Genomic DNA, 20,892 nt, shown 5'->3' on the forward strand with positions numbered 1-20,892 from the left:
CGCCGCCTCGGGGGGCAGCGCCGCAGCGCAGCTGCAAGCTTGGGGGCTCATACCTTTCGCTCCTTGAGCGAGCCGAACAGGCCCTTGGGGCGCACCAGCAGCACCAGGAACAGCAGGCCGAAGGCCACCGCATCGCGCATGTTGGAGCCCACGTAGGCCACCGACAGCACCTCGGCGAAACCCAGGAAAAGCCCACCGAGCAGCGCGCCGCGGATGTCTCCCATGCCGCCCAGAATGATCACCGCGATGCCCTTCTCGAGCATCGGCTGGCCCATGAGCGGGAACAGCGCGTTCGAGTACAGCCCGATCAGCACGCCCGCCACGCCGCCCAGGCCCGCGGCCACGAATGACGTGAGGTAGAACAGCCCTTCGACGTTCACGCCGACGAGGTAGGCCGCCTTGGGCGACTCCGCGATGGCGCGCAGCGCGCGGCCCAGCTGCGTGCGTTGCAGCGCCAGCATGAGCACCGCCATGAGAACGAAGGACGCGAGGATGATGCCCAGCTCCAGCGCGGTTACGTGGATGCCTGCGATGACGAGCGCGTCGTCGGGAATCGTGCCGGCCGGGAAGCGCAGGTTCTCCGCGCCGAACAGGCCCTGCACGCCGTTGTTCAGGATGATGGCCACGCCGATGGTGGCGATCATCGGAATCAGGTGGGGCGCATTGCGCTTGCGCAGCGGCTTGAGCACCAGCACGTCGATCAGCACACCCAGCAGGCCGCAGAACACGAAGGCGAACGGCAGGCCGACCCACAGGGGCATGCCGCTCAGGCGCATGAACTCGGCAGCCGCGTAAGCGCCCACCATGAACACCGCGCCGTGCGAGAGATTGATGACACCGAGGACGCCGAAGATAAGGGTGAAACCGAGCGCGAAGAGTGCGTAGACGCACCCCAGCGACAGGGCATTGACAAGCTGCTGATCAAGCACGATGGGCTTCCGTCCAAAAAAAACGGCGCAGAGAGCTGCGCCTGATGCGAGAGTCACGTGCGGAGCGCGCCGTTGCGGCGCTGCCCCGCTGAACTCCTTACTTCTCGATCACGAACGCAGTGCCCTTCGTGACGCTCACGATGGCGGTCTGCTGCGCGTCGTAGCCGGCGGGCTTGCCGGCCTTGTCCTTGGCGCGCGCGAAGGCGAAGGCGCCGGTGGCACCGGTGTACTTCACATTGGGCAGCGCGTCGCGCAGGGCGGTGCGGTCGGCCGCCAGGTTGCCCGAGAGCTTCAGGCCCTTGAGCGCCTGCGCCACGACGTACAGCCCGTCGTAGGCCTGCGCCGCGAACTGGTCCGGGGCGATCTTGTACTTGTCGTTGTAGGCCTTCTGGAACTTGGTGTTCTCGGGCGTGGCGTTGCTGGCCGACCAGGGGCTGCCGACGTACAGGTTGTCCGAGCTGCCCTTGGCCAGTTCGAAGATCTTGGTCGAGTTCATGCCGTTGCCGCCGATGACCGGCACGTTCAGGCCGAGCTGACGGGCCTGCACCATGATGGGCGCGCCTTCGGCCAGCAGGGCCGACAGCACGATCGCGTCGGGGTTGGTGGCCTTGATCTTGGTGAGCTGGGCCTTGAAGTCGACGTCGCCCTTGGCGAAGGTCTCGGTCGTGGTCACCGGCAGCTTCAGGTCGTCCAGCGCCTTCTTGAAGTTGTCGTAGCCACTCTTGGTGAACACGTCGTCGTTGCCGTAGAGCACCGCGACCTTCTTGATGTTGGCCTGCTTGATGGCCACGCGCAGCGTCTCGGGCAGCACGTCGGCTTCGGTCACGGAATTGCGGAACACGTAGTCGCCGATCGAGGTGATTCCGTCGGCCGTGTTGGAGGTGCCGAAGGCCACCGTCTTTCCGGCCTGGGCGATGGGGTCAGCGGCCTGGGCCGAATTCGACAGCGTGGGGCCGAAGGTCATCAGGACCTTGTCCTGGAAAATCAGCTTCTTGAAGACGTTGATGGCATCTTCCTTCTTGCCCTGTTCATCCTCGACGGCGAGCACGATCTTGTCGCCGTTGATGCCGCCCGCGGCATTGATCTCGTCGGCGGCCAGCTGGAAGCCGTTCTTGATGGCTGCACCGTACTGGGCGGCACCGCCCGACAGCGCCGCGGCGACACCGATCTTGATGTCGGCAGCTGCTGCGACATTCCAAACCGACCCGGCAACCACGATGGACCCGAGCAAACGCAGCGAGCTGCGGCCAGACACGTTCGAACAAAAACGCATTGATGTCTCCTTCTTCAATAATTAACACGCGGCAAAAACGACAGATCCGAAGCTGCCAGCAATCGATCACTGCGAAATCGCAGATCGAAGCTTTTTTCGAATCCAAATGATGTGCGTTGAACGCCCCGACCTGGAAACTCCGGCAACCACGCCGGTTCCGTCGATGGGTCGGTCATTCGTACCTTTTTGAGAGGCGCGCTGAACCGCGAGGATTTTATATTGATTCACAGTGTTCAAAACGGCCGCAGCGTTTGACGGCTCTTGCCGCCGGGTCCCGCTGAACCGCGAACGCGGCCGGGGACCCATCGCCGATGCCACGTCCGGTTGGACGCACCCGGCGCCTCGACGGAGCCCGGGCAGCTGGCGGACGCCGTGTACGCAGCAGGTTCTCAGGGCGATTTCGCGTTCACGCCCCACGTCTCTTCGGCGCGCGGCCTGGCGAGCCACTGGCTCGAGGGGCTTCGAGGTTGACGGAGGGACCGACGTGATGGGCCGCGTGTTCGCCACAGGCACGCGCCATCGCATATCTTGGGGAGAGATGTCCTTCCTGCGGCCAGTTCACGGTGGCGCCGATGGCGGCGAGCAGGCGTTGCGATCGTCATTGAGCTGGTTCAACCACAGGGCCTCTTCGACATCCGAAGGCTCCTGCCATGCGGGCTCTCCCATGCGGGGGCCAGACTCGTAACAGGCCGACTTCATTTCCGTCTGGCGCTTGCCGACCAGCAGCGACTGCAGCGATGCCCCGCCGAGCGTCATCAAGATTGCACACGCGATGAGTTTCTTCATCATGCGCATCCATTCAATGCCAGGTGCGTAGATGGCTTGGAGGACTTATCGCGATCGGTGCTTCGTGAGGCCATGCGTTGTCATTGAATAAGTGCATTGGCAGAGGCGTTCAAATGAATGGGATCAGATCCATCCAGTCAGAGCGGTCGAGGCGCTGCGGGAAACCGCTACTTTCAACCTGATATTTTTTGCAGATGGTCAGCAAAAGGTCAGCTTCCACTCCACCGACCCGTATAGCATCAGGATTGAATCATCGACGGAAGGTATTCCAAATCTTCGCTATCGGACCCACTCCTGAAGAGCCCAGCAAAGTCAGTGTCCACAAGGCGATCGATAACGGTCCAATCACATCGGTGAATCGCGATGACAGGTATTGATCCGACCACGCATCGATCGCAACGATACTGAAGAACACGATTGCCATGAACACTCGATAGCTCGATACCCCGGGACGGCGACCTTTCGGCATGCGACGCGACCAAAGCAAATGCGCGTGCTTTCCGAAAGCATCCTTGGCGAGAAGAGCCAAGTCTGATGGAGCGAATGGGCGCTTGCCCGACGTGACGGGATGGAAGGCGGAGTCAGTGAGTTCAGAAGTCATGTCCAGGATTGTGCAACGACTGATGTCATCTTCGCACCCCTAATTTCCCGATGACTCATGTCCGACTCGAATAATTGATAGAAACAATGCAACTCAGCCAGGCCCAATTGAAGCCTGAATTGCATATCCATCGATCTCCACGAGATAACCACCGCGCCGTGATCGGCCAATGCACACCCGCGTCTTCTAATTCACTTTGCCACAAGCTGCTGTCCCGATGAATCTACTGAACGTGTTGATCCTTGCATTGGTGCAAGGCATCTGCGAGTTGCTTCCAGTATCGAGTTCGGCTCACGTCATCATGACGGAGAGATTGCTCGGATTGAATCCAACTGCTCCGGACATGACGATGCTATTGGTGATGCTGCATACCGGCACCATGTTTGCCGTGATCGCTTATTTCTGGCGGACCTGGCGCACGACCTACTTCAGCTCTGCGTCCGAATTTCGACGCAACGGATGGCAAGTGATCCTGGCTACGGGCGTGACCGGCGTCGTGGGCATCGCGTTGCTGCAGCTGATAAAGAGCTTGCTCACCAAAGAGAGTCCTGGATTCGAGATAGAAGATCTGTTTGGCAACCCGATGATCATGGGCGCCGGCTTGGCAACCGCCGGCTTGCTGATCCTCTACTCCGCCCGCCGTGGCTCGTACCAGGGCACCGAGCTGTCGAGCCGCCATGCCGTCTGGATTGGTGCGATCCAGGGTTTGTGCCTGCCGTTTCGGGGACTCTCGCGTTCGGGAGCCACCATATCCACGGGATTGGCACTGGGCGTCACGCGACGCCGGGCTGAAGAATTCAGCTTTGCGCTTGCCGTCGTGCTGACACCCGTCGTCATTGCCAAGGAGGCTTATCGTCTCTACCAAGCACCCGATGTCGCCAGCACGATGCACTCTGGTGGCCTGTGGCACGTCCTCATGCCCAGTCTGCTCGGGATGGTGCTCAGCTTCGCCGCCGGCTTGCTGGCGCTTCGTTGGCTGTCACGCTGGCTGGAACATGACCGCTGGCATCTTTTCGGGATCTACTGCCTGGTGGCATCGGTCTTCGTTTTCGTGTTCGGCTGATGCCGCCGTCCTCCGGGCGGTCGACCGGACTCCAAGACTACCGGCGAACGCCAACGGGAAGGTTCCTCCCACGTTGGTGATCAGCTTTCGCCCGAAGGCTTGATCCTGTCCGTCTCACGGATGGCGTCAACCGGCCACGACCGGAGCCGGGTCAGCGTGGACGGCTTCGCCTGCGGCGGCCTTGTCCGCCAGCCGCTGCGCCAGCTTCTTCCGGGCGTAAGGCACCAGCCCGCCGGCATCCACGATCTGCAGCGCGGTGGCCGAGAGCGGTGTCCCGTTCAGTACCTCGCCGGTCGACACGTTCGTGATGCGCGCGCTTTCCAGATCGACTTCGAGCGGCTGGCCGGTTTGCACCGCGCGCATGATGCCCGGGCAGACCAGCACCGGAAACGCATTGTTGATCGCGTTGCGCAGGAAGAAGCGGGCGAACGATTCGGCGATGACCAGCCGGACGCCCGCACCGCGCAGCGCGAACACCGGCCCTTCCACCGTCTTGCCGCCGCCGCCGAAGTTCACGCCCGCGACGACGATGGCGAACTCGCCCGCAAGCGCCTTCGCAGAGAAGGACGGATCGAGATCGGCGAACGCGGCCTTGGCCAGTTCGGCGTCCGACAGCGCATTGGAGCTCTTGAAGCGTGTCGGCATGATTTCGAGCGCCTTCACGTCGTCGCCCACGCAATAGGCATTGGCACGGATCGACCTAGACATGGGCTGCCTCCTGATGCAGGGGTTCCAGGGTGCGGGGGTCGGTGATCACCCCGCGAATCGCCGATGCCGCCACGGTGTGCGGCGAACCGAGATAGACAAAGGAGTCCGGGCTGCCCATGCGCCCTTTCATGTTGCGATTGCCGGAGCTGATCGCGACCTCCCCCGCGCCCAGCACGCCGCTGTGCTCTCCCATGCACGGTCCGCAGCCGGGCGGGAACACCAGCGCCCCGGCCTCCGAGAGTGTGGCGATGTGCCCGGCCTTGAGTGCCCGCTGGTAGACCTCGCGCGAAGCGGGCACGACGACGAAGCGCACGCCTTGCGCGACCTGTCGACCCGCCACGATCGCCGCGGCGGCGGCCAGATCCTCGAAGCGGCCGTTCGTGCAGGTGCCGATGAAGGCCTCGTTGATCGGCCGGCCGGCTTGCGATTCGACGCTCTGCACGTTGTCCAGCGCGTGCGGGCACGCGAGAAGCGGCTCGAGCGTGTCGAGGTCGACCACGATGACCTCCTCGTAGGTGCAATCGGGGTCGCTGTAGACCGGCTGGTACTCCCGCTGCGCACGCGAAGCGGCATAGGCGAGGGTCACTGCGTCCGGCTCGAAGATGGCGGACTTCGCGCCCATGTCCGAGCAGTAGTTGGTGATCGTGAAGCGCGCGTCCATCGACAGCGCCGCGACACCGGGGCCGCCAATCTCGATCGTCTTGTAGATCGCCTTGCGCTCGTAGCCGAGCGTCCGCATGAGATGCAGCGCCACGTCCTTGGTCGTGACCGATGGACGCAGCGTGCCGCGCAGCTCGATCCGGATCGTCGCGGGCACGACGAGCCAGATCTCCCCGAGCGCCGCCGCCACGGCAGCGTCCGTCTGCCCGACGCCGACCACCACGGCGCCCATCGCGCCGCCGGTCGGTGTGTGCGATTCGTTCATGACCACCAGCTCGCCTGGCAGCACGAGGCCGCGCTCTGGCATCACGACATGCATGATCCCGCTGCCCACGTCGAACAGATTCTTCACCTCGAATTTCTTCGCCGACTGCCGGATCGCCGCATGCACATCGGCGATGGCGATCGTCTGCGCCGGACTCTGGTGGTCGAGCGTGAAAGCGACACGCTCGGGATCGAAGAGCTGGTCGGCACCGATCGCGCCGATGGTGTTGAACACCAGCTTGCCCTGCAGGTCCATGCTCGCGACCTGGTCGACCTGGCAATCGAGGAACTGTCCGGGCCGCACCGAGGGCAGCCCGGCCGCGCGCGCCAGGATTTTTTCCGTGATGGTCAGTGCCATGTCGTCCTCACTCGGCAGCGATGTTCGCTTGCCGGATGGTGGTGGCCCACTTCGCCGAGTCCGACTGGATCAGGCTCGCGAACTGCGCGGGCGTGGTGGCGGTCGGTGCCTGCAGGCCGAGCGTCTGGTAGCGGGCGCGCAACTCGGCGTCGTTGAGCGCCTCGTCGACGTCCTTCTGCAGCTTGTCGACCACCGCCTTGGGCATGTGCGCCGGGCCGACGAGTCCGAACCAGTTGCTGAAGTTGTACTTCGGCAGTCCGGCCTCGGCCATGACGGGCACGTCCGGCAGCAGTGCCGAGCGTTGGGTGCCGAGCACGGCCAGAGCCTTCAACTTGCCGGCCTTGATCTGCGGCACCACCTGCGATGCGGCGTCGAAGTCGAGGTCGGTCTGGCCCGCGAGCACCGCATTGACGGCGTCGGCCGTGCCCTTGTAGGGCACCAGGTTCAGGTCCACGCCCGCTTCGTTCTCGAACAGCGCCGCGGCAAGGTGCGGCGCGCCGCCGTTGCCCGAGGTCGCGCTTGTGATGACGTTCGGCTTGGCCTTCGCGGCGGCGATCAGTTCCTTGACGTTGTTGAACGGCGCCGTGGGTTGCGTCACCAGCACGAAGTCGACGCCGGCGGTCTGTGCGATCGGCGTGAAGTCCTTGACCGGATCGAACTTCATGTTCTTGTACAGATGCTGGTTGACGACCAGATTGCCGGCCGTGGCCATCAGCAGGGTGTAGCCGTCGGCCGGGGCGCGCGCGACCGCCTCGGAGCCGATCACGCCTGCAGCGCCGGGCCTGTTGTCCACGATGACCTGCTGGCCCCACTTGGTGCCGAGCTTCTGCGCGATCATGCGCGCCACCACGTCCGTGGGGCCGCCCGGCGTGAAGGCGACCACGATCCTCACCGGCTTGTCCGGGTACGCGCCCTGTGCCATCACCGGGCCGGCGCTGCCGGCCACGACGGCGGCAGCGAGGACAGCGAACGCCACGCCGCGGCGGGTGGATGGACGCCAGGACGGCTGGCTCGGGAAGGATCGGGTGGTGGGCATGTCATGTCTCCTGTTATGTGTCGAACGGAACGGCGGGGATCAGGTGGCGAGCGATGCGACGGCCTTCGCCTTGCCGGTGCAGGCGGCCATCAGGAAGGAAAGATCGGTGCCGGTGGAGACGAAGCGCGCGCCCATGCGCACGAAGCGCTCCACCAGATCGGGCCGCGACCCGAGGCCGCCGATGCCGACGTGCTTGCCGTTCGCACGACAGGCCGCGATGGTGCGTTCGTAGGCTGCGGCCACGCGTGGATCGTCGTACTGCCCCGGCACGCCCCATTCGGATGTCAGGTCGTTGGTGCCGATCAGCAGCATGTCGACGCCCTCCACCGCCGCGATGTCCTCGACCTGGTCGAGCGCCTCGGCGGCTTCCATCATCACGATCACCATGGTCTGGCGGTTCAGCGCCAGATTGGCCTCCAGGGTCGGATAGGCGCGGTACTGCAGATGCGGCAGGCCGGCGTTGGCCGAGCGATCGCCCTGCGGCGCGAAACGCGCATGGCGCACCACCTCGCGCGCCTGCGCCGCACTGCGCACATGCGGTGCGATCACACCGACGGCGCCGCCGTCGAGCACGCGCGAGATGTATTCCGGGGTGTTCGCCGGCACGCGCACGAAAGCCGGAATGCCGATCTCCAGCGCCGCCATGCACGTCTGGCTGGTGGACTCCAGCGAAAAGCTGCTGTGCTCCATGTCCACATAGAAGGTGTCGAAGCCGGCGGACTGCGCAATGCGGGCGATCTCGACGCCCTTCACGAGTCTCACCATCATCGAAGCCACGACCTCGTTGCGGGCCAGTTTCTCCTTCACCGGGTTGCGAAGAAGCTCATCGAGGGAGGTCGTCATGGGCATGCGGCATTCGCCGTGGTTCTTAAAATATTCTCATATTGTAGGAGAACTTTTAAGAGCCACGCCAGCCCGTCGTGATGGATCGCCCTTACGGGCGCGCCCGCTACCCCAGTGCGCGCGCAGGCAGATCCACCACGTTCGCGCTCTTCGCGATGCCCTGTGAAATGCGCGCTGCGGCATCGATCAATGTCGGTGCGAGCGCCTTGAACGCCGCAAGCTGCGGCGAATCCGTCGAGGTGGCCAGCGCGATGCTGCCGAGCACTTCGCCATCCTTGTTGAACAGCGGTGCGGCCAGCCCGGCGATGCCGGCGCGGTATTCGCCAGCGGAGAACGCGTAGCCCTGTTGGCGCATCGCGGTCGCGCTGGCCTTGAGCGTGTCCCAATCACGGCCGAGCCCGGCATCGGCGACACGCTCAGGCTGCTTGTTGAAGACGCTGCGCAACTGGTGCGGCTGCAGGTGCGCAAGGATGATGTTGGCCGTCGCGCCCGCCACGAGCGGCCGCTGTTGGCCGCGCCCGAACAGGCCGGCTGGCGCGTCTTCGGTCGCCACCTGCTGCACGCACATCACCGAATCGCTGTAGAGCACCGACAGCAACGCGCTGAAGCCGGTGCGGCGCGAGAGCGCCACGATCACCGGGCTCCCGACGCTGTACACCGGGTCGGACTGGCGCGAGACGCGATCCAGCACCAGCACGCGCGGGCCGACCACGTACGAACCGCTGCCGACGCGAGCCAGCAGGCCGGCCTGGTGCAACGACTTCAGATAGCGGTAGCAGGTCGAGGTCGGCAACTCGAAGCGTCCGGCGAGTTCCTCTGCCGACCACAGGGGCGAATCGACGCTGAACGCGTCGAGAAGGGATAGCATTTTTTCCTGGCTGCTCATGGGCGAGGATTGTGGTGGAGCCGGCAGGTGGCAGGCTCTTTTGGAGAAGCTGTACGACACCGCCGTCGTCATGAAGGCCTGTCGCGCCGCCGTATGGGGACGATTGCCGCGCAGATGCGCCGAGGGAGACCGCCTAGCTGACGTTCGCCGTGATCTGATGCCCCACCGCCGTGACCGCGTCGATGATTTGCTTCAACGGCGTCTTGCCAACCGCGTCGCGACGGTAGACGGCGTACACATCCATCGACGGGCCGTCTTCGAGCACGGAGATCGACACCTGACTCTCTCCCAACAACTTGGGCGTGTGAGGCAGCAGCGCGAATCCCAGGCCTTCTGCGACCAGCCGGAGGATGGCGGAATGGAAATTGACGGTGAACTCTGCAGGCTGCTCGGCACCACGGCCGAGCCACCGCATGGCGATCTCATGCGATGCCGTGCTGGTGTCAGGACAGATGAGCGGACGATCCGTGAAGATCGAAGGTCCGACGCGTTCGGGGATGTGCCATCCCACTGGCGCAAACGCCGCCAGGGGGAGCGTGCACAGCGCGATCAATGAGAAATCCTCGCTCGGAAGCTGGGGCGGTTTCGTCACGATGGCCAGATCCACATCGTCCGCGTAAAGCATCTGCAGGGCCGAAGGCGCCTCGGTGACCACGAAGTCGATCATGCTCGGGTCGATCAACCGGTGGTCGCCGCTTGCGACGCGCGGCAGCATTTCGAGGATGAAGAAAGTCAGCGCCGCGACCTTGATTCGCTTCGAGCGCTCACGCACCAAGGTCTTTGCGACCTCTTCCGCTTCCAGGCATTGGGTGAGGATCCGCCGAGCGTGATCGACCAGCCCACGGCCCGCGGCGTTGAGGGACACCCCGCGGGCATGCCGTACGAGAAGGCGTCCGCCGATGCGGCGTTCGAGCTCGGCCACATGCAGGCTGAGCGCGGCGGGCGACAGGTGCAGCAACCTGCCCGCAGAGGCCATCGAGCCGCTGTCGGCGATGGTGACCAGGCTCCGGAGGTGATCGATGTTGAGGGGACGCATTCAGCATAACTCCGGCTTGCCTTCAGAAAGTCTTGGTTCTCCTCCGGGCGTGGCACGGATAGCATTTTTGTCATGCCAGCACCCTTCCAGCCCGAACGGACGACCATGACCCATATTCCGATTCTTGACCATGTTCCGGTCATCGACATTCAACCCTTTCTCCAGGGATCGCCAGCGGGCAAGGACGCGGTGGCGCGCCAGGTACAGGCGGCCTGCGAGCAGGTCGGCTTTCTTGTCGTGACCGGCCACGAGGTCAGCGTCGAAACGGTCGATGACCTGTATCGCGAAGCCCACGCCTTCTTCAGATCGTCGGAAGCGATCAAGCAAGAGGTGGTCAAGCCCTCCGGAACCAACCCGCGTGGTTATTCCCCGGTCGGCCTGAAGACGGTAGGCAAAGACCGCAATCCAGCGCTGAAGCCTTCGCTGTTCGAGAGCTTTGCCATCGGGCCGGTCGCCGATGGTGTCGGCAATCTCTGGCCTGCTGAACGAACCGGATTTCAAGGCGCGTTCCTGTCTTATTACGCTGCGATGGAGCAACTGGCTGGGGTGATCCTGGACATCTTCTCTCACTCCCTGGAAGTGCCGGCGTCGTACTTCCGGGACAGGGTGCATCGACACATGAGCATCCTTCGTGCCAACCACTATCCGCCCCTTCAGGGTTTGCCTGCCGAGGGTGAGGAGCGCGCAGCTGCCCACACGGATGCGACCGCGATCACCATTCTCAAGGTGGACGACGCGCCGGGCGGACTCCAGGTGCAGTTGCCAGGCGGTGCATGGGTCGACGTACCCAAGGTCGAGGACGCATTTGTCGTCAACATCGGCGACATCCTGATGCGCTGGACCAACGACCGATACCTTTCGACGATGCACCGCGTCGTCAATCCGCCGCCCGACGTCGCAGCCACCGCGGATCGGATGTCGATTCCCTATTTCTGCATCCCCGACTACGAAGCCGTCGTGGAGTGCATTCCGAGCTGTGAGGGGACGGGCGCGAAATATGCACCGGTGACCGCAGGAGAGTTGCTCTCCAGCCGCTACGCAGTGACTTACTCACTGGCCGCCGCGCAACCGTCCGCGCCGAGTCAAGCGCCCGTCTAGAAAGCAGGCCCTGTCCGATGACCGGCCGCAAGAAGCCGGGAGAACAAGAAAGCTGAAGGAGACTGCCTCGCGTTGCCGCGGCCTCGACGGGGCGGCAACTCACCCGTCAGCAGCCCCGCTGCACAGCAATGGAAAGAATGAAATGGCGCTCCGCAAGATGCTTTTTTGGATGCTCGCAACCGTTGTTGCCTCATCCGCACACGCCGCCGACTGGAAGCCCGATCGACCGATCAAGCTCACCGTTCCGTATGCCGCCGGCGGCTCGGCGGACCTCGTGGCCCGGGTGTTGGCGGACAAGCTTCAGGCGCGGCTCGGACAACCTGTGGTCATCGAAAACAGGCCGGGCGCGGGGACTGTGGTCGGTGCCGTATCCGTCGCAAAGGCTCCGGCAGACGGCTACAACCTTCTGTTCGCGACCTCGTCGACGATGAGCATCGTGCCGCTGGTTCAGAAGCAGATCCCCTATACGCCTTCACAGTTCGTCCCGGTCGCCGCCATCATGTCGATGCCTTTCATGCTCGACGTCCCGAAGGATCTGCCGGTCGACTCGCTGAAGGATCTTGCGACATTGGCACGCGCCAAGCCGGGCATCCTGAATTACGGCACGCTGGGCAACGGGAGCTCCAACCACGTGCTGGGCGCCCTGCTCTCCAAGGCCGCAGGCGAGTCCATGGTGTCGGTGCACTACACGGGTGCGGGGCAGGCGCTCACGGCGCTCCTGCGCGGGGACATCCAGGTGTACTTCGACGGAATTCCGACTTCCATTCATCGGGTGTCCGGAGGCGAATACAAGGGATTGGCCGTCACGAGCAAGTCTCGCGCTTCGAGTGCGCCGCAGGTACCGACGGTGTACGAGCAGGGGTTTCCGGAGCTCGGGCTGTCGGTGTGGTACGGGCTGGTGGCGCCTTCGGGCCTGCCTCGGCAAATCGTCTCGACTCTCAACGCCGCGGTGCAAGCTGCCGTGGCAGACCCTCAGGTGTCGGCGCTGATCGCCAGGGACGGATCCCAGCCCCTGCTGCTGGATCCGTCGAACTTTCAGGCGCTCATCGATCAGGACGCAGTCGCCTGGCGCGAAGCTTTCGCGACGCTGAAGCTCAAACTCGATTGAGTGAGGGAACCACGGCATGGAACACGCTCCCGCCAGCGGTGCGCAAACCCTCCTCGAGACGCTGGTTCAGGCTGGCGTCACCACCTGCTTCGGCAATCCAGGCACGAGTGAAGTGCATTTCGTCCACGGTCTGGACGCCGTGCCCGCCATGCGCTGCGTGCTTGCTCTGGCCGAAAACGTGGCGACCGGTGCAGCTGACGGCTTCGCGCGTATGTCGGGCGCCACCGCTGCCACGCTCCTGCACTGCGGTCCCGGCCTGGCGAACGGGCTGGCCAACCTTCACAACGCGCGCAAGGCGCGCACTTCGATCGTCAACATCGTCGGCGATCAAGCCCAGTTCCACGGCTATCTCGATCCACCGTTGGCGTCGAATACGGAAGCGTTTGCCCAGACGGTTTCAGCCTGGACACGCCGCAGCAATTCATCGCTCACAGTGGGCACGGATGCTGCCGCCGCGGTTGCACAGGCCCGATTCGGCGGGGGCGCGATCGCGACGCTGATCCTCCCATCCGATGTTTGCTGGGGAACGGGCGGGCCGGTCGGTATTTGTCCTCCCACGCCTTCTCGCAATGTGGTCGGCGAAGACGCCATCGAAGCTGCACACGACTTGCTATGCGGAGACAAACGAACAGCGATCATCCTGGGCGACGATGCGTTGACCGAGCGGTGCCTGCGGCTGGCGCATGCCGTTGGCGCGAAGAGCGGTGCGCGCGTGCTCGCGCACAGTTTCATCCGGCGCATCGAGCGGGGTGGGGATCGCCCCGCCATCGGCCGGGTTCCTTACGCCGTGGCGCCGGCGCGCGCGATGTTTGCAGACATCGAGGCCATCGTCCTGGTCGGCGCGGCACGCCCCGTCTTTGCGTTCGCCGGCACCGACGGATTGAGCGGCCCCGAGGCAGAAGGCACGCAATTCATCGGCCTCGGCAGCCCGGGCGACGACGTGGAAACGGCATTGGACATGCTCTGCCATCGTCTGGGGGCCGCGCCCGGAAGCGCCAACACCATGCCCCGCGCCGCGGCAGATCTCGAGGTTGCCAAGGGGCCCATCACGCCAGATGCGTTCGGCCAGTCCTTGGCCGCCCTGCTTCCGCACGACGCGATCGTGGTGGATGAGGGCATCAGCTTTGGCCGTTCCGTGTTCGCCGCCACGCAACATGCTCCCCGGCACGACTGGCTGCAGCTCACTGGCGGCGCGATCGGTTGCGGCATGCCGCTGGCGATAGGAGCCGCCATCGCCGCACCCCGACGGCGCGTCATCACCTTGCAAGCCGATGGCTCGGGCCTCTATTCCGTGCAGGCGCTCTGGACCCAAGCCCGCGAGCGGCTCGACGTCACGACCATCGTGTTCTCGAACCGAAGCTACGAGATCCTCTTCACTGAAACGCGGCGCATGGGATTGACTCCAGGGGCGAGCGCCGAGCGCATGTTCTCGCTGGACGATCCTGCAATGGATTGGGTCAAGTTGGCCAATGGCTTCGGCGTAGAAGCGGCTTCTGCAGCCAGCATGGAAGAACTGAACGACTTGCTCGTTTCAGCGCTGAGCCGGTCCGGACCATTTCTGATCGAGCTTCGGCTGGGACCGAGGGGCGGCTAATCCATACTCAGCGGGACGGACGGACTCCTGCCTGGACTGGTACGAGCGCGTCGTCGGAAGACGGCGTATCTTGCCCCCGGCCGTAATGGCGTGGCGGCGCGCCCATCACGCGCTTGAACGCGGTGCTGAACGCACTCTCCGATTCATAGCCGAGCGCGGGCGCCAGCGCCGACACCGTCTCGCCGCCGTTGCTCAGCCGGTCGGCCGCCAAGAGCATGCGCCAGCGCGTGAGATAGTCCATCGGCGACGCGCCGACCAGGCGCTTGAACTTGAGAGCGAAGATGGAGCGGGACATGGCGGCCTCCTTTGCCAGCGCATCGATCGTCCAGCGGCGTCCGGGCTGAGCGTGCATCGCCGTCATGGCTGCGCTCACCTGGCGGTCGGCCAGCGCAAACAGCCAACCCACGCCTTCGCCCGTGGCATCCTTCAAGTGCAGTCGTAGCGCCTGCACGAGCAGCATGGATGCGAGCTGTTGTGCGATAAGAAAGCCGCCGGGCTGCGGCTCGCGCAACTCGAGCATCAGACGCTCCACCGCCCATCGCAGCGCGTCCTTGTCGGCGTCGCTGCGCAAGTGGACGATGGGCGGCAGCATACCCAGCAGCATCTCGGCGTGCTTGCCAGCGAACGCAAAGTGGCCGCCGATCGCCAGACACCCACCGCCGCCGTTGATCACACGCGTCGTCCCGCGCAGGGGTGCCTGCAAAAAAGCCATTGCATCGACCGGCGGCAGCGACAGGTCGCTCGCAAGCCGGAACGGCAGGCCGCGTGGCAACAGATAGCAATCGCCGGCGCTGATGCGGATCGGTTCATCCATGCCCTGGATGGCCAGCCAGCAGTGGCCGCGTGTCATCGCCTGGAACTTGATGCCGTCGTGCGCGCCAAAAGCCACACACCAGTCGCCGCCGTAGTCGATCGCGCCCGACATGACGCTGCGCGGCCGTAGAAGGGACAGGATATCGGACAGCGGATCCATGGCATCTTTTCGGACGATTGCGAAGATATTGCGGACTGAACAGCATGGATTGTATTGTTCAGGCGTCCTAAAGTGCGTTCCTCATCAGCTTCCAAGAACATCGTCATGCGAGTCTTCCTTACCGGTGCCACCGGCTTCATCGGCAGCGCCCTCATCCCCGAACTGCTGCAGCATGGTCACTCCGTGCTGGGCTATGCCCGCTCCGAGGATGGCGCTGCGGCGCTGCGCAAGCTGGGTGCGGATGTCCACCGCGGCGACCTCGAGGATCTGGCTGCCTTGCACGCCGGCGCCGCGCAGGCCGACGGTGTCGTGCACTGCGGCTTCATCCACGACTTCACCCAATTCGCGCGCAACTGCGAAATCGACCATGCCGCCATCGAGACACTGGGCGAAGCGCTGGCCGGCAGCGGCAAGCCCCTCGTGGTGACCGCGGGTATCCCGGGCGCGCCGGGGCGCGCGAGCACCGAGGACGACGCGCCGTCCCCGGCGATACCGCGCGTGTCGGAACAGGTGGCCGTGGCACAGGCCGCGCGCGGCGTACGCGCATCGACGATCCGCCTGCCCCAAGTGCACGACCGCGACAAGGCCGGCCTGGTCAGCTATTTGATCGCGATCGCCAAGCAACACGGGGTGTCGGCCTATGTCGGCGAGGGGCAGAACCGTTGGTCGGCGGTGCATCGCCTCGCGACGTCGTCGCTGTACCGGCTCGCGCTCGAGAAGGGCGAGGCTGGTGCGCGCTATCACGCGGTGGAAGAAGAAGGCGTGACGCTCAAGGCCATCGCGGAAGCCATCGGCCATGGGTTGAAGGTGCCGGTCAAGTCGCTGTCACCGCAAGAGGCCGCGGCACACTTCGGGCCAATGGGACACTTCGTGAGCATGGACAACCCGGCTTCCAGCACCCTCACCCGACAAAGGCTCGGCTGGGCGCCAGCCGTATATCCGACACTCATTGACGATCTCGAGCACTCGACCGCATACGCGGCCTGATTGGGATCAAAACCGTGCGCTCGAGTCCGCCCTTGATCGATCCTGGGACACCATGAATGTTCTCGGCTTGAACTGCAAATCTTCGCACTCGGCCATGCCATGATCGATGGCTCGCTAAACCTCGACAGAGAAAGGTAGCGGATGCTCAGCTACACCACGGTGGGCGTCAACGATCTGTTGCGTGCATTGCGTTTTTATGAGCCATTATTCAAAGAGATGGGTCTTGATCAATGCTTTCTCGATCAAACATCGGCGTCCTGGGGGCGGAATGGCGATGCCTCATTTACGCGATTCTCGATCGGGTACCCGTTCAACGGCATGCCTGCGAGCGCAGGCAATGGCGCGATGACCGCATTTCTTATTGATTCTCCTGCGAGGATCGATCGGCTCCATGAACTGGCGATGAAGAACGGTGGCGGCGACGACGGTTCGCCCGGCCGGAGGCCGCGCTATGGCGGTTCCTTTTATGGCGCCTATGCACGCGATCCAGACGGCAACAAACTCGCCTTCGTTTGTTTCGATAGTCCAATGACGCCGGATTCTTGAGCAGATATCGCCGCCTGCGAGGTTTCGTACTGATTGTTAAGCGATCAATAGGAGCTCGGTTGACATCGCCTTCCAGTTCGAAACGTAGCGCTCAGCGACTCTCTTGAGGCGCTCGGCGGCCTCGTCGTCCAAGGTGCGAACGACCTTGGCAGGCGCCCCTACCAGAAGAGACTGCGGCGGAAAGGTCTTGCCCTCAGGTACCACCGCACCCGCGGCTACGATGCTGCCGTCTCCAATGACCGCACCGTTCATGACAATGGCGCCCATCCCGACAACGACCCCATCTCCGATGAAGGCTCCGTGGATGATCGCCGAATGGCCGATGGTGGTGTCGTCGCCGATATGCACCGGAAAATTCGGATCCACGTGCAACACACAGTTCTCCTGCACATTGCTGCGCGCACCGATCGTGATCTTCTCGTGGTCGGCTCGCGCACTGACGTTGAACCAGACAGCGGCGTCCTCCTTGAGGTGAACATTTCCAATGAGTACCGCGCTGGGCGCGATCCAATGCTTGTCAGGCGTGGGGAGCGTGGGCGCAACGCCCCGCAAAGAATAGATGGGCATGGTTTTTTCTCAGATAGCTCGGTTCGCTTCATTCCAGAACTCGGCGCGCACCGTCTTGCGAAGAACCTTGCCAACGGGACTTCGCGGCAGGTCCTTCCAGATATGCACATGCTTGGGACACTTCACGCTTCCCAACTGCGGCTTGCAATGCGCGATTAGTTCTGCAGCGTCGAGATGCGCTCCGGACTTGAGCTCGATGACCGCGGTCACCACCTCGCCCACTTCTCGTCGGGTGCACCGACAACCGCGCAGTCCTTGACTGCGGGATGGGTGAAGATCACCTGCTCGACCTCGCCCGGATAGCAGGTCTGGATGAATCGCTCGGCCTTGCCGTTGGTCTGTGGGCGATAGCGCCTGGTGAATGTGTGTTGGATGCCCAATGCCTCGAAGGTCTTGGCGAGCAGTTGTGAGCGATAGGCCGCGCCATTGGCGGTGATCAGGCTTGATGGTGACGCCAACCCCAATGCCTTGCAGACAGCCTCCACTGGCCTTCCCCGTCCAGCAGGGGCGAGCACGCAACGGCTGTGCCCATGGATCTTCCGTTTGTCGCCGCTGAAGCGGCGATCGCAGCAGAACCAGAAGCCACCATGCTTTCTGGAGAACGACGCAAAAATAGCGGATTCCACTATGCCGTTCCGATGCGTGTATGGATGCACTGCGCCCATCCTTTGCTCAAAATCACGCCATGCAAGAGCGCGCGCCGTCACTTTCCCCGTCCTGCAAGCCGCGTGTGCACGAAGCCTGCATTGGCGCGCTCCGCAGCATGACGCGAATGCTGCCAAGCCTCGTGGTGCGCATTCTGGTGTTCGGCCTGGCTTATGGTGCGCTGGCAAGGCTCGGATTGGCCTACTCGAGCCTGGCGCCCAATGTCACGCTGATATGGGCTCCCACGGGCCTGAGCCTGTTCGTGGTGCTTCGCTGGGGGCCGCGCTTCTGGCCTGGCATCGTGCTGGGCGACCTGATCGCCAACGCCGGCACCGGGGCACCCATGTCGGCCATCCTGGGCATCTCGGCGGGCAACGTCCTTCAGACGCTCAGCTGCGTATGGCTGCTGCGCCGCGCGGAATTTCGCGACGACCTGGCACGCGTACGTGACGTGGTGGCGCTGATTGCGCTGGGCACTGGCTGTGCCGCGCTCAGCGCGTGCATCGGGCCGGCCAGCCTGGCCGCCGGCGGCGCGATTCCGTGGGAGGTGTACCCGTCCGTGTGGGTGCAATGGCTCATGGGCGATGCCACGGGGGCGGTGGTGCTGGCGCCGCTGTTGCTAGCGTGGTGGCCGCATCGGCTGTCGTACGCCTGGTCAACGGGGCGGCGGATCGAGGCTGCGGGCCTGGCGATCCTGCTCGCGTCGCTATGCATCACCATCTTCGGCGGTGTCGGCTGGGTCCGGCAGGGCTACTACCCTGCATCGCTGGCGTTGTTCCCCCTGGCCGTGTGGGCAGCCCTGCGCTTCGGACTGCGCGGTGCGACGCTCCTCACCCTGGTGCTGTCAGCTGCGGCCATCGCCGGCACCGTGCACGGCTTCGGCCCGTTCGTGGACGATGCGGAGACTGCCAGCCTGTTGCGCTGGTGGTTGTTCGCCAACGTCATCACGGTCACCAGCCTGGTGCTGGCCGCATCGCGCGCCGAACGGGACCGCGCACAAGTGCAGGCGATCCAGGACCGTGACTTCGCCGCTGCGGTGCTGGACGCCGAAGGTGCGCTGGTCGCGGTGCTCGATCCTCAATGGCGCATCCAGCGCATCAACCACGCGATGGCGGTTGCCACCGGCTACACGCTGGCGCAGTTGCAGAACCGACGTTTCGACGAAGCGCTGATACCTCAGGCGCAGTGGCACAAGATCGAAGCCCTGGCCGACCTGTTGCGCCTGAAAGTCAGCCAATCGGTGCGCCACGACAGCAGCCTCCGACGGCATAACAAGCCGCCGTTGATCGTGTCCTGGTCGGTGTCGGCGTTGGGCGGCAAAGTCAACGACGGCAACGGCAATGCGATCGAGCACGTGATCGTCTCCGGCCTGGACGTGAGCGCGCGGGTGGAGGCTGCCGAGGCGCTGCGGCATGCGCGTCGCACGCTCGAAGCGCGCGTCGCAGAGCGCACCAGCGAGCTGGCACAGGCAAATGCCGAGCTGCAGGTGGAGGTGGCCGAACGTCGTCGGCTCGAAGGCGAGATCATCCATGTCAGCGAAAACGAGCAGATGCGCTTCGGTCAGGAATTGCACGACGGCTTGGGCCAGCATCTGACGGCCATCGCATTCCAGGCCGCGCTGCTGGCGCGGGACCTGGAAGGCCGGCCCGCGGCGCAGGTGGCCGAGCGAATCGAGTCGATGCTGGGAGACGCCGTGTCGCAGACACGCCTGCTGGCGCGTGGGCTCTTTCCTGTGGAGCTGGAGGACAACGGCCTGAGTGCGGCGCTCGCGCAACTGGCCACCAACACGCGAGATTTCTTGAATCTGTCCTGCACGCTGCAATGTCCCGAACCGGTGGAGGTGGAGGACCACAGCGCTGCCATACATCTCTACCGGATCGCTCAGGAGGCGGTAAACAATGCCGCCAAGCACGCGCGCTGCCGCCACGTGGTCATCGTTCTCGGTTGGCTGGGCGATGCGCTGGTGCTGCGCATCACGGACGATGGTGCCGGACAGCGGCCAACGCAGACAAGCACCGGCATGGGACTCGGCATCATGCGGTACCGCGCCCGACTGATCGGCGCGGGCATCGTCCTGGGGCCGCGCACCGACGCCATCGGCTGGGAGGTGGCGGTGACGCTGCCGCAATCGACAGGCGGCACATGACCCTCGCTCGCAGCAACGTGCTCATCGTGGACGACCATCCGATCCTGCGCCACGGCATCGCGCAGATGGTGGCGCGCGAGGACGACATGCAGGTCTGCGGCGAAGCCGGCAGCGTGCCGGAGGCGCTGGCATTCGTCGCCAGCCACGCCGTCGACCTGGCCATTGTCGACCTGTCGCTGGACGACCGCTCCGGCATGGAGCTGATCCGCACCGTGCGCGAGCGCTATCCGCACGTTCGGTGCCTGGTCCTGTCCATGCACGACGAAAACCTGCACGCCGAACGTGCGCTGCGTGCGGGTGCCAGCGGCTATGTGATGAAGCAGGAGGCCACGCGCAAGATCATCGTCGCGCTGCGCCGCGTCAGGGACGGCCATATCTACCTGAGCGACGCGCTGGGCAGTCACTTGTTGCAGCGCTTGGCCGGCGCGGCGGTACAGCCCGCCGCGGGCGCGCCAGCACAGACGCTCGGCGCACTCAGCGACCGCGAGCTGGAGGTGCTGCGCCTGATCGGCAAGGGCATGAAGACCGGCGACATCGCGCGCACGCTCAACCGCAGCGTGCACACCATCGACGCCCATCGCGCCAACATCAAGCGCAAGCTGGCACTCAAGAGCGCTGGCGAGCTCGCACAGTACGCCTTCGGGCTCGACGCCTGACCCCTTAGCGGAACCCGCTAGCGACATATAGCGGCACGCGGCCTGCTCAGTCACGTGTGTCGCGATGGGCGCCTGCGCGCCTCGTTCCTACATTCAAGTCATCGAACGAACGGCTTGGACAAAGAGGGA

The 20,892-nt window shown here is 64.4% G+C and carries 21 protein-coding genes and 2 pseudogenes; 9 read left to right on the plus strand and 14 right to left on the minus strand.

Features of this window, described 5'->3' with window-relative positions; genetic code table 11:
* Positions 1 to 47: 47 nt before the first annotated feature.
* The 4 genes from AC07PZ_RS01165 to AC07PZ_RS01180 all read right to left on the minus strand — a co-directional run bounded on the left by AC07PZ_RS01165 (position 48) and on the right by AC07PZ_RS01180 (position 3,589).
* Positions 48 to 929 carry a branched-chain amino acid ABC transporter permease gene (locus tag AC07PZ_RS01165; RefSeq protein ID WP_495293164.1) on the minus strand — a complete coding sequence of 294 codons (882 nt, stop codon included), beginning with the start codon at positions 927 to 929 and terminating at the stop codon, positions 48 to 50.
* A 97-nt stretch (positions 930 to 1,026) separates the two neighbouring features.
* Complete coding sequence (locus AC07PZ_RS01170) at positions 1,027 to 2,202, minus strand: ABC transporter substrate-binding protein (RefSeq protein WP_495293165.1); 1,176 nt, start codon at positions 2,200 to 2,202, stop codon at positions 1,027 to 1,029.
* Between the two features lie 558 nt (positions 2,203 to 2,760).
* On the minus strand, positions 2,761 to 2,988 hold the full coding sequence (locus AC07PZ_RS01175) for a hypothetical protein (protein WP_495293166.1): 228 nt from the start codon (positions 2,986 to 2,988) through the stop codon (positions 2,761 to 2,763).
* 250 nt (positions 2,989 to 3,238) lie between these two features.
* A complete protein-coding gene (locus tag AC07PZ_RS01180) occupies positions 3,239 to 3,589 on the minus strand; it encodes a hypothetical protein (RefSeq protein WP_495293167.1) in 351 nt (116 codons plus the stop codon).
* A 217-nt stretch (positions 3,590 to 3,806) separates the two neighbouring features.
* Here AC07PZ_RS01180 and AC07PZ_RS01185 point away from each other — a divergent pair, with 217 nt between their 5' ends.
* A complete protein-coding gene (locus AC07PZ_RS01185; protein ID WP_495293168.1) occupies positions 3,807 to 4,652 on the plus strand; it encodes an undecaprenyl-diphosphate phosphatase in 846 nt (281 codons plus the stop codon).
* A gap of 126 nt (positions 4,653 to 4,778) precedes the next feature.
* Here the strand turns inward: AC07PZ_RS01185 and AC07PZ_RS01190 are convergent, their stop codons facing one another.
* From AC07PZ_RS01190 to AC07PZ_RS01215, 6 genes are all read right to left on the minus strand, one after another.
* On the minus strand, positions 4,779 to 5,360 hold the full coding sequence (locus tag AC07PZ_RS01190) for a LeuD/DmdB family oxidoreductase small subunit (RefSeq protein WP_495293169.1): 582 nt from the start codon (positions 5,358 to 5,360) through the stop codon (positions 4,779 to 4,781).
* Complete coding sequence (locus AC07PZ_RS01195) at positions 5,353 to 6,642, minus strand: 3-isopropylmalate dehydratase large subunit (RefSeq protein WP_495293170.1); 1,290 nt, start codon at positions 6,640 to 6,642, stop codon at positions 5,353 to 5,355. The genes AC07PZ_RS01190 and AC07PZ_RS01195 overlap by 8 nt, the downstream gene beginning before the upstream one ends.
* Before the next feature lie 7 nt (positions 6,643 to 6,649).
* Positions 6,650 to 7,678, minus strand: a complete 1,029-nt coding sequence (locus AC07PZ_RS01200; RefSeq protein WP_495293171.1) for a Bug family tripartite tricarboxylate transporter substrate binding protein — start codon at positions 7,676 to 7,678, stop codon at positions 6,650 to 6,652.
* Between the two features lie 39 nt (positions 7,679 to 7,717).
* On the minus strand, positions 7,718 to 8,521 hold the full coding sequence (locus tag AC07PZ_RS01205) for an HpcH/HpaI aldolase family protein (protein WP_495293172.1): 804 nt from the start codon (positions 8,519 to 8,521) through the stop codon (positions 7,718 to 7,720).
* Positions 8,522 to 8,627: 106 nt separating this feature from the next.
* Positions 8,628 to 9,389: an IclR family transcriptional regulator gene (locus AC07PZ_RS01210; protein WP_495293173.1), complete on the minus strand. Its 762-nt coding sequence runs from the start codon at positions 9,387 to 9,389 to the stop codon at positions 8,628 to 8,630.
* A gap of 151 nt (positions 9,390 to 9,540) precedes the next feature.
* Positions 9,541 to 10,443: a LysR family transcriptional regulator gene (locus tag AC07PZ_RS01215; RefSeq protein WP_495293174.1), complete on the minus strand. Its 903-nt coding sequence runs from the start codon at positions 10,441 to 10,443 to the stop codon at positions 9,541 to 9,543.
* Positions 10,444 to 10,548: 105 nt separating this feature from the next.
* On the opposite strand from AC07PZ_RS01215, the gene AC07PZ_RS01220 reads away from it, so the two are divergent.
* From AC07PZ_RS01220 to AC07PZ_RS01230, 3 genes are all read left to right on the plus strand, one after another.
* The gene (locus AC07PZ_RS01220) at positions 10,549 to 11,541 is read left to right on the plus strand and encodes an isopenicillin N synthase family dioxygenase (protein ID WP_495293175.1); all 993 of its coding nucleotides are present in this window, start codon (positions 10,549 to 10,551) and stop codon (positions 11,539 to 11,541) included.
* A 142-nt stretch (positions 11,542 to 11,683) separates the two neighbouring features.
* Entirely contained in the window at positions 11,684 to 12,649 is a 966-nt protein-coding gene (locus AC07PZ_RS01225) for a Bug family tripartite tricarboxylate transporter substrate binding protein (RefSeq protein WP_495293176.1), read from the plus strand.
* A 16-nt stretch (positions 12,650 to 12,665) separates the two neighbouring features.
* The gene (locus tag AC07PZ_RS01230; RefSeq protein ID WP_495293177.1) at positions 12,666 to 14,243 is read left to right on the plus strand and encodes an acetolactate synthase large subunit; all 1,578 of its coding nucleotides are present in this window, start codon (positions 12,666 to 12,668) and stop codon (positions 14,241 to 14,243) included.
* Positions 14,244 to 14,250: 7 nt separating this feature from the next.
* On the opposite strand, the gene AC07PZ_RS01235 is transcribed toward AC07PZ_RS01230, so the two are convergent.
* Entirely contained in the window at positions 14,251 to 15,216 is a 966-nt protein-coding gene (locus tag AC07PZ_RS01235; RefSeq protein WP_495293178.1) for an AraC family transcriptional regulator, read from the minus strand.
* A gap of 105 nt (positions 15,217 to 15,321) precedes the next feature.
* On the opposite strand from AC07PZ_RS01235, the gene AC07PZ_RS01240 reads away from it, so the two are divergent.
* Together AC07PZ_RS01240 and AC07PZ_RS01245 are read left to right on the plus strand one after the other, a co-directional pair.
* Positions 15,322 to 16,203, plus strand: coding sequence for an SDR family oxidoreductase (locus tag AC07PZ_RS01240; protein ID WP_495293179.1), 882 nt, complete (start codon positions 15,322 to 15,324; stop codon positions 16,201 to 16,203).
* A 141-nt stretch (positions 16,204 to 16,344) separates the two neighbouring features.
* Positions 16,345 to 16,749: a VOC family protein gene (locus AC07PZ_RS01245; RefSeq protein ID WP_495293180.1), complete on the plus strand. Its 405-nt coding sequence runs from the start codon at positions 16,345 to 16,347 to the stop codon at positions 16,747 to 16,749.
* A 36-nt stretch (positions 16,750 to 16,785) separates the two neighbouring features.
* Here AC07PZ_RS01245 and AC07PZ_RS01250 read toward each other — a convergent pair whose 3' ends face one another.
* From AC07PZ_RS01250 to AC07PZ_RS01260, 3 genes and pseudogenes are all read right to left on the minus strand, one after another.
* The gene (locus AC07PZ_RS01250) at positions 16,786 to 17,316 is read right to left on the minus strand and encodes a gamma carbonic anhydrase family protein (RefSeq protein ID WP_495293181.1); all 531 of its coding nucleotides are present in this window, start codon (positions 17,314 to 17,316) and stop codon (positions 16,786 to 16,788) included.
* Positions 17,317 to 17,325: 9 nt separating this feature from the next.
* Positions 17,326 to 17,597, minus strand: a pseudogene (locus AC07PZ_RS01255) (AMP-binding enzyme).
* A 21-nt stretch (positions 17,598 to 17,618) separates the two neighbouring features.
* A pseudogene (locus AC07PZ_RS01260) lies at positions 17,619 to 17,775 on the minus strand (IS481 family transposase); the annotation flags it as partial.
* Positions 17,776 to 17,846: 71 nt separating this feature from the next.
* On the opposite strand from AC07PZ_RS01260, the gene AC07PZ_RS01265 reads away from it, so the two are divergent.
* From AC07PZ_RS01265 to AC07PZ_RS01275, 3 genes are read left to right on the plus strand one after another with little or no spacing between them, the layout of a single operon-like run.
* Positions 17,847 to 18,083 carry a hypothetical protein gene (locus AC07PZ_RS01265; protein ID WP_495293182.1) on the plus strand — a complete coding sequence of 79 codons (237 nt, stop codon included), beginning with the start codon at positions 17,847 to 17,849 and terminating at the stop codon, positions 18,081 to 18,083.
* Between the two features lie 5 nt (positions 18,084 to 18,088).
* On the plus strand, positions 18,089 to 20,107 hold the full coding sequence (locus tag AC07PZ_RS01270) for an MASE1 domain-containing protein (protein ID WP_495293183.1): 2,019 nt from the start codon (positions 18,089 to 18,091) through the stop codon (positions 20,105 to 20,107).
* A complete protein-coding gene (locus AC07PZ_RS01275) occupies positions 20,104 to 20,763 on the plus strand; it encodes a response regulator transcription factor (protein ID WP_495293184.1) in 660 nt (219 codons plus the stop codon). Before AC07PZ_RS01270 ends, AC07PZ_RS01275 begins: the two co-directional genes overlap by 4 nt.
* Positions 20,764 to 20,892 lie beyond the last annotated feature (129 nt).

The organism is Variovorax sp. GW821-FHT10B04 (assembly GCF_059415645.1).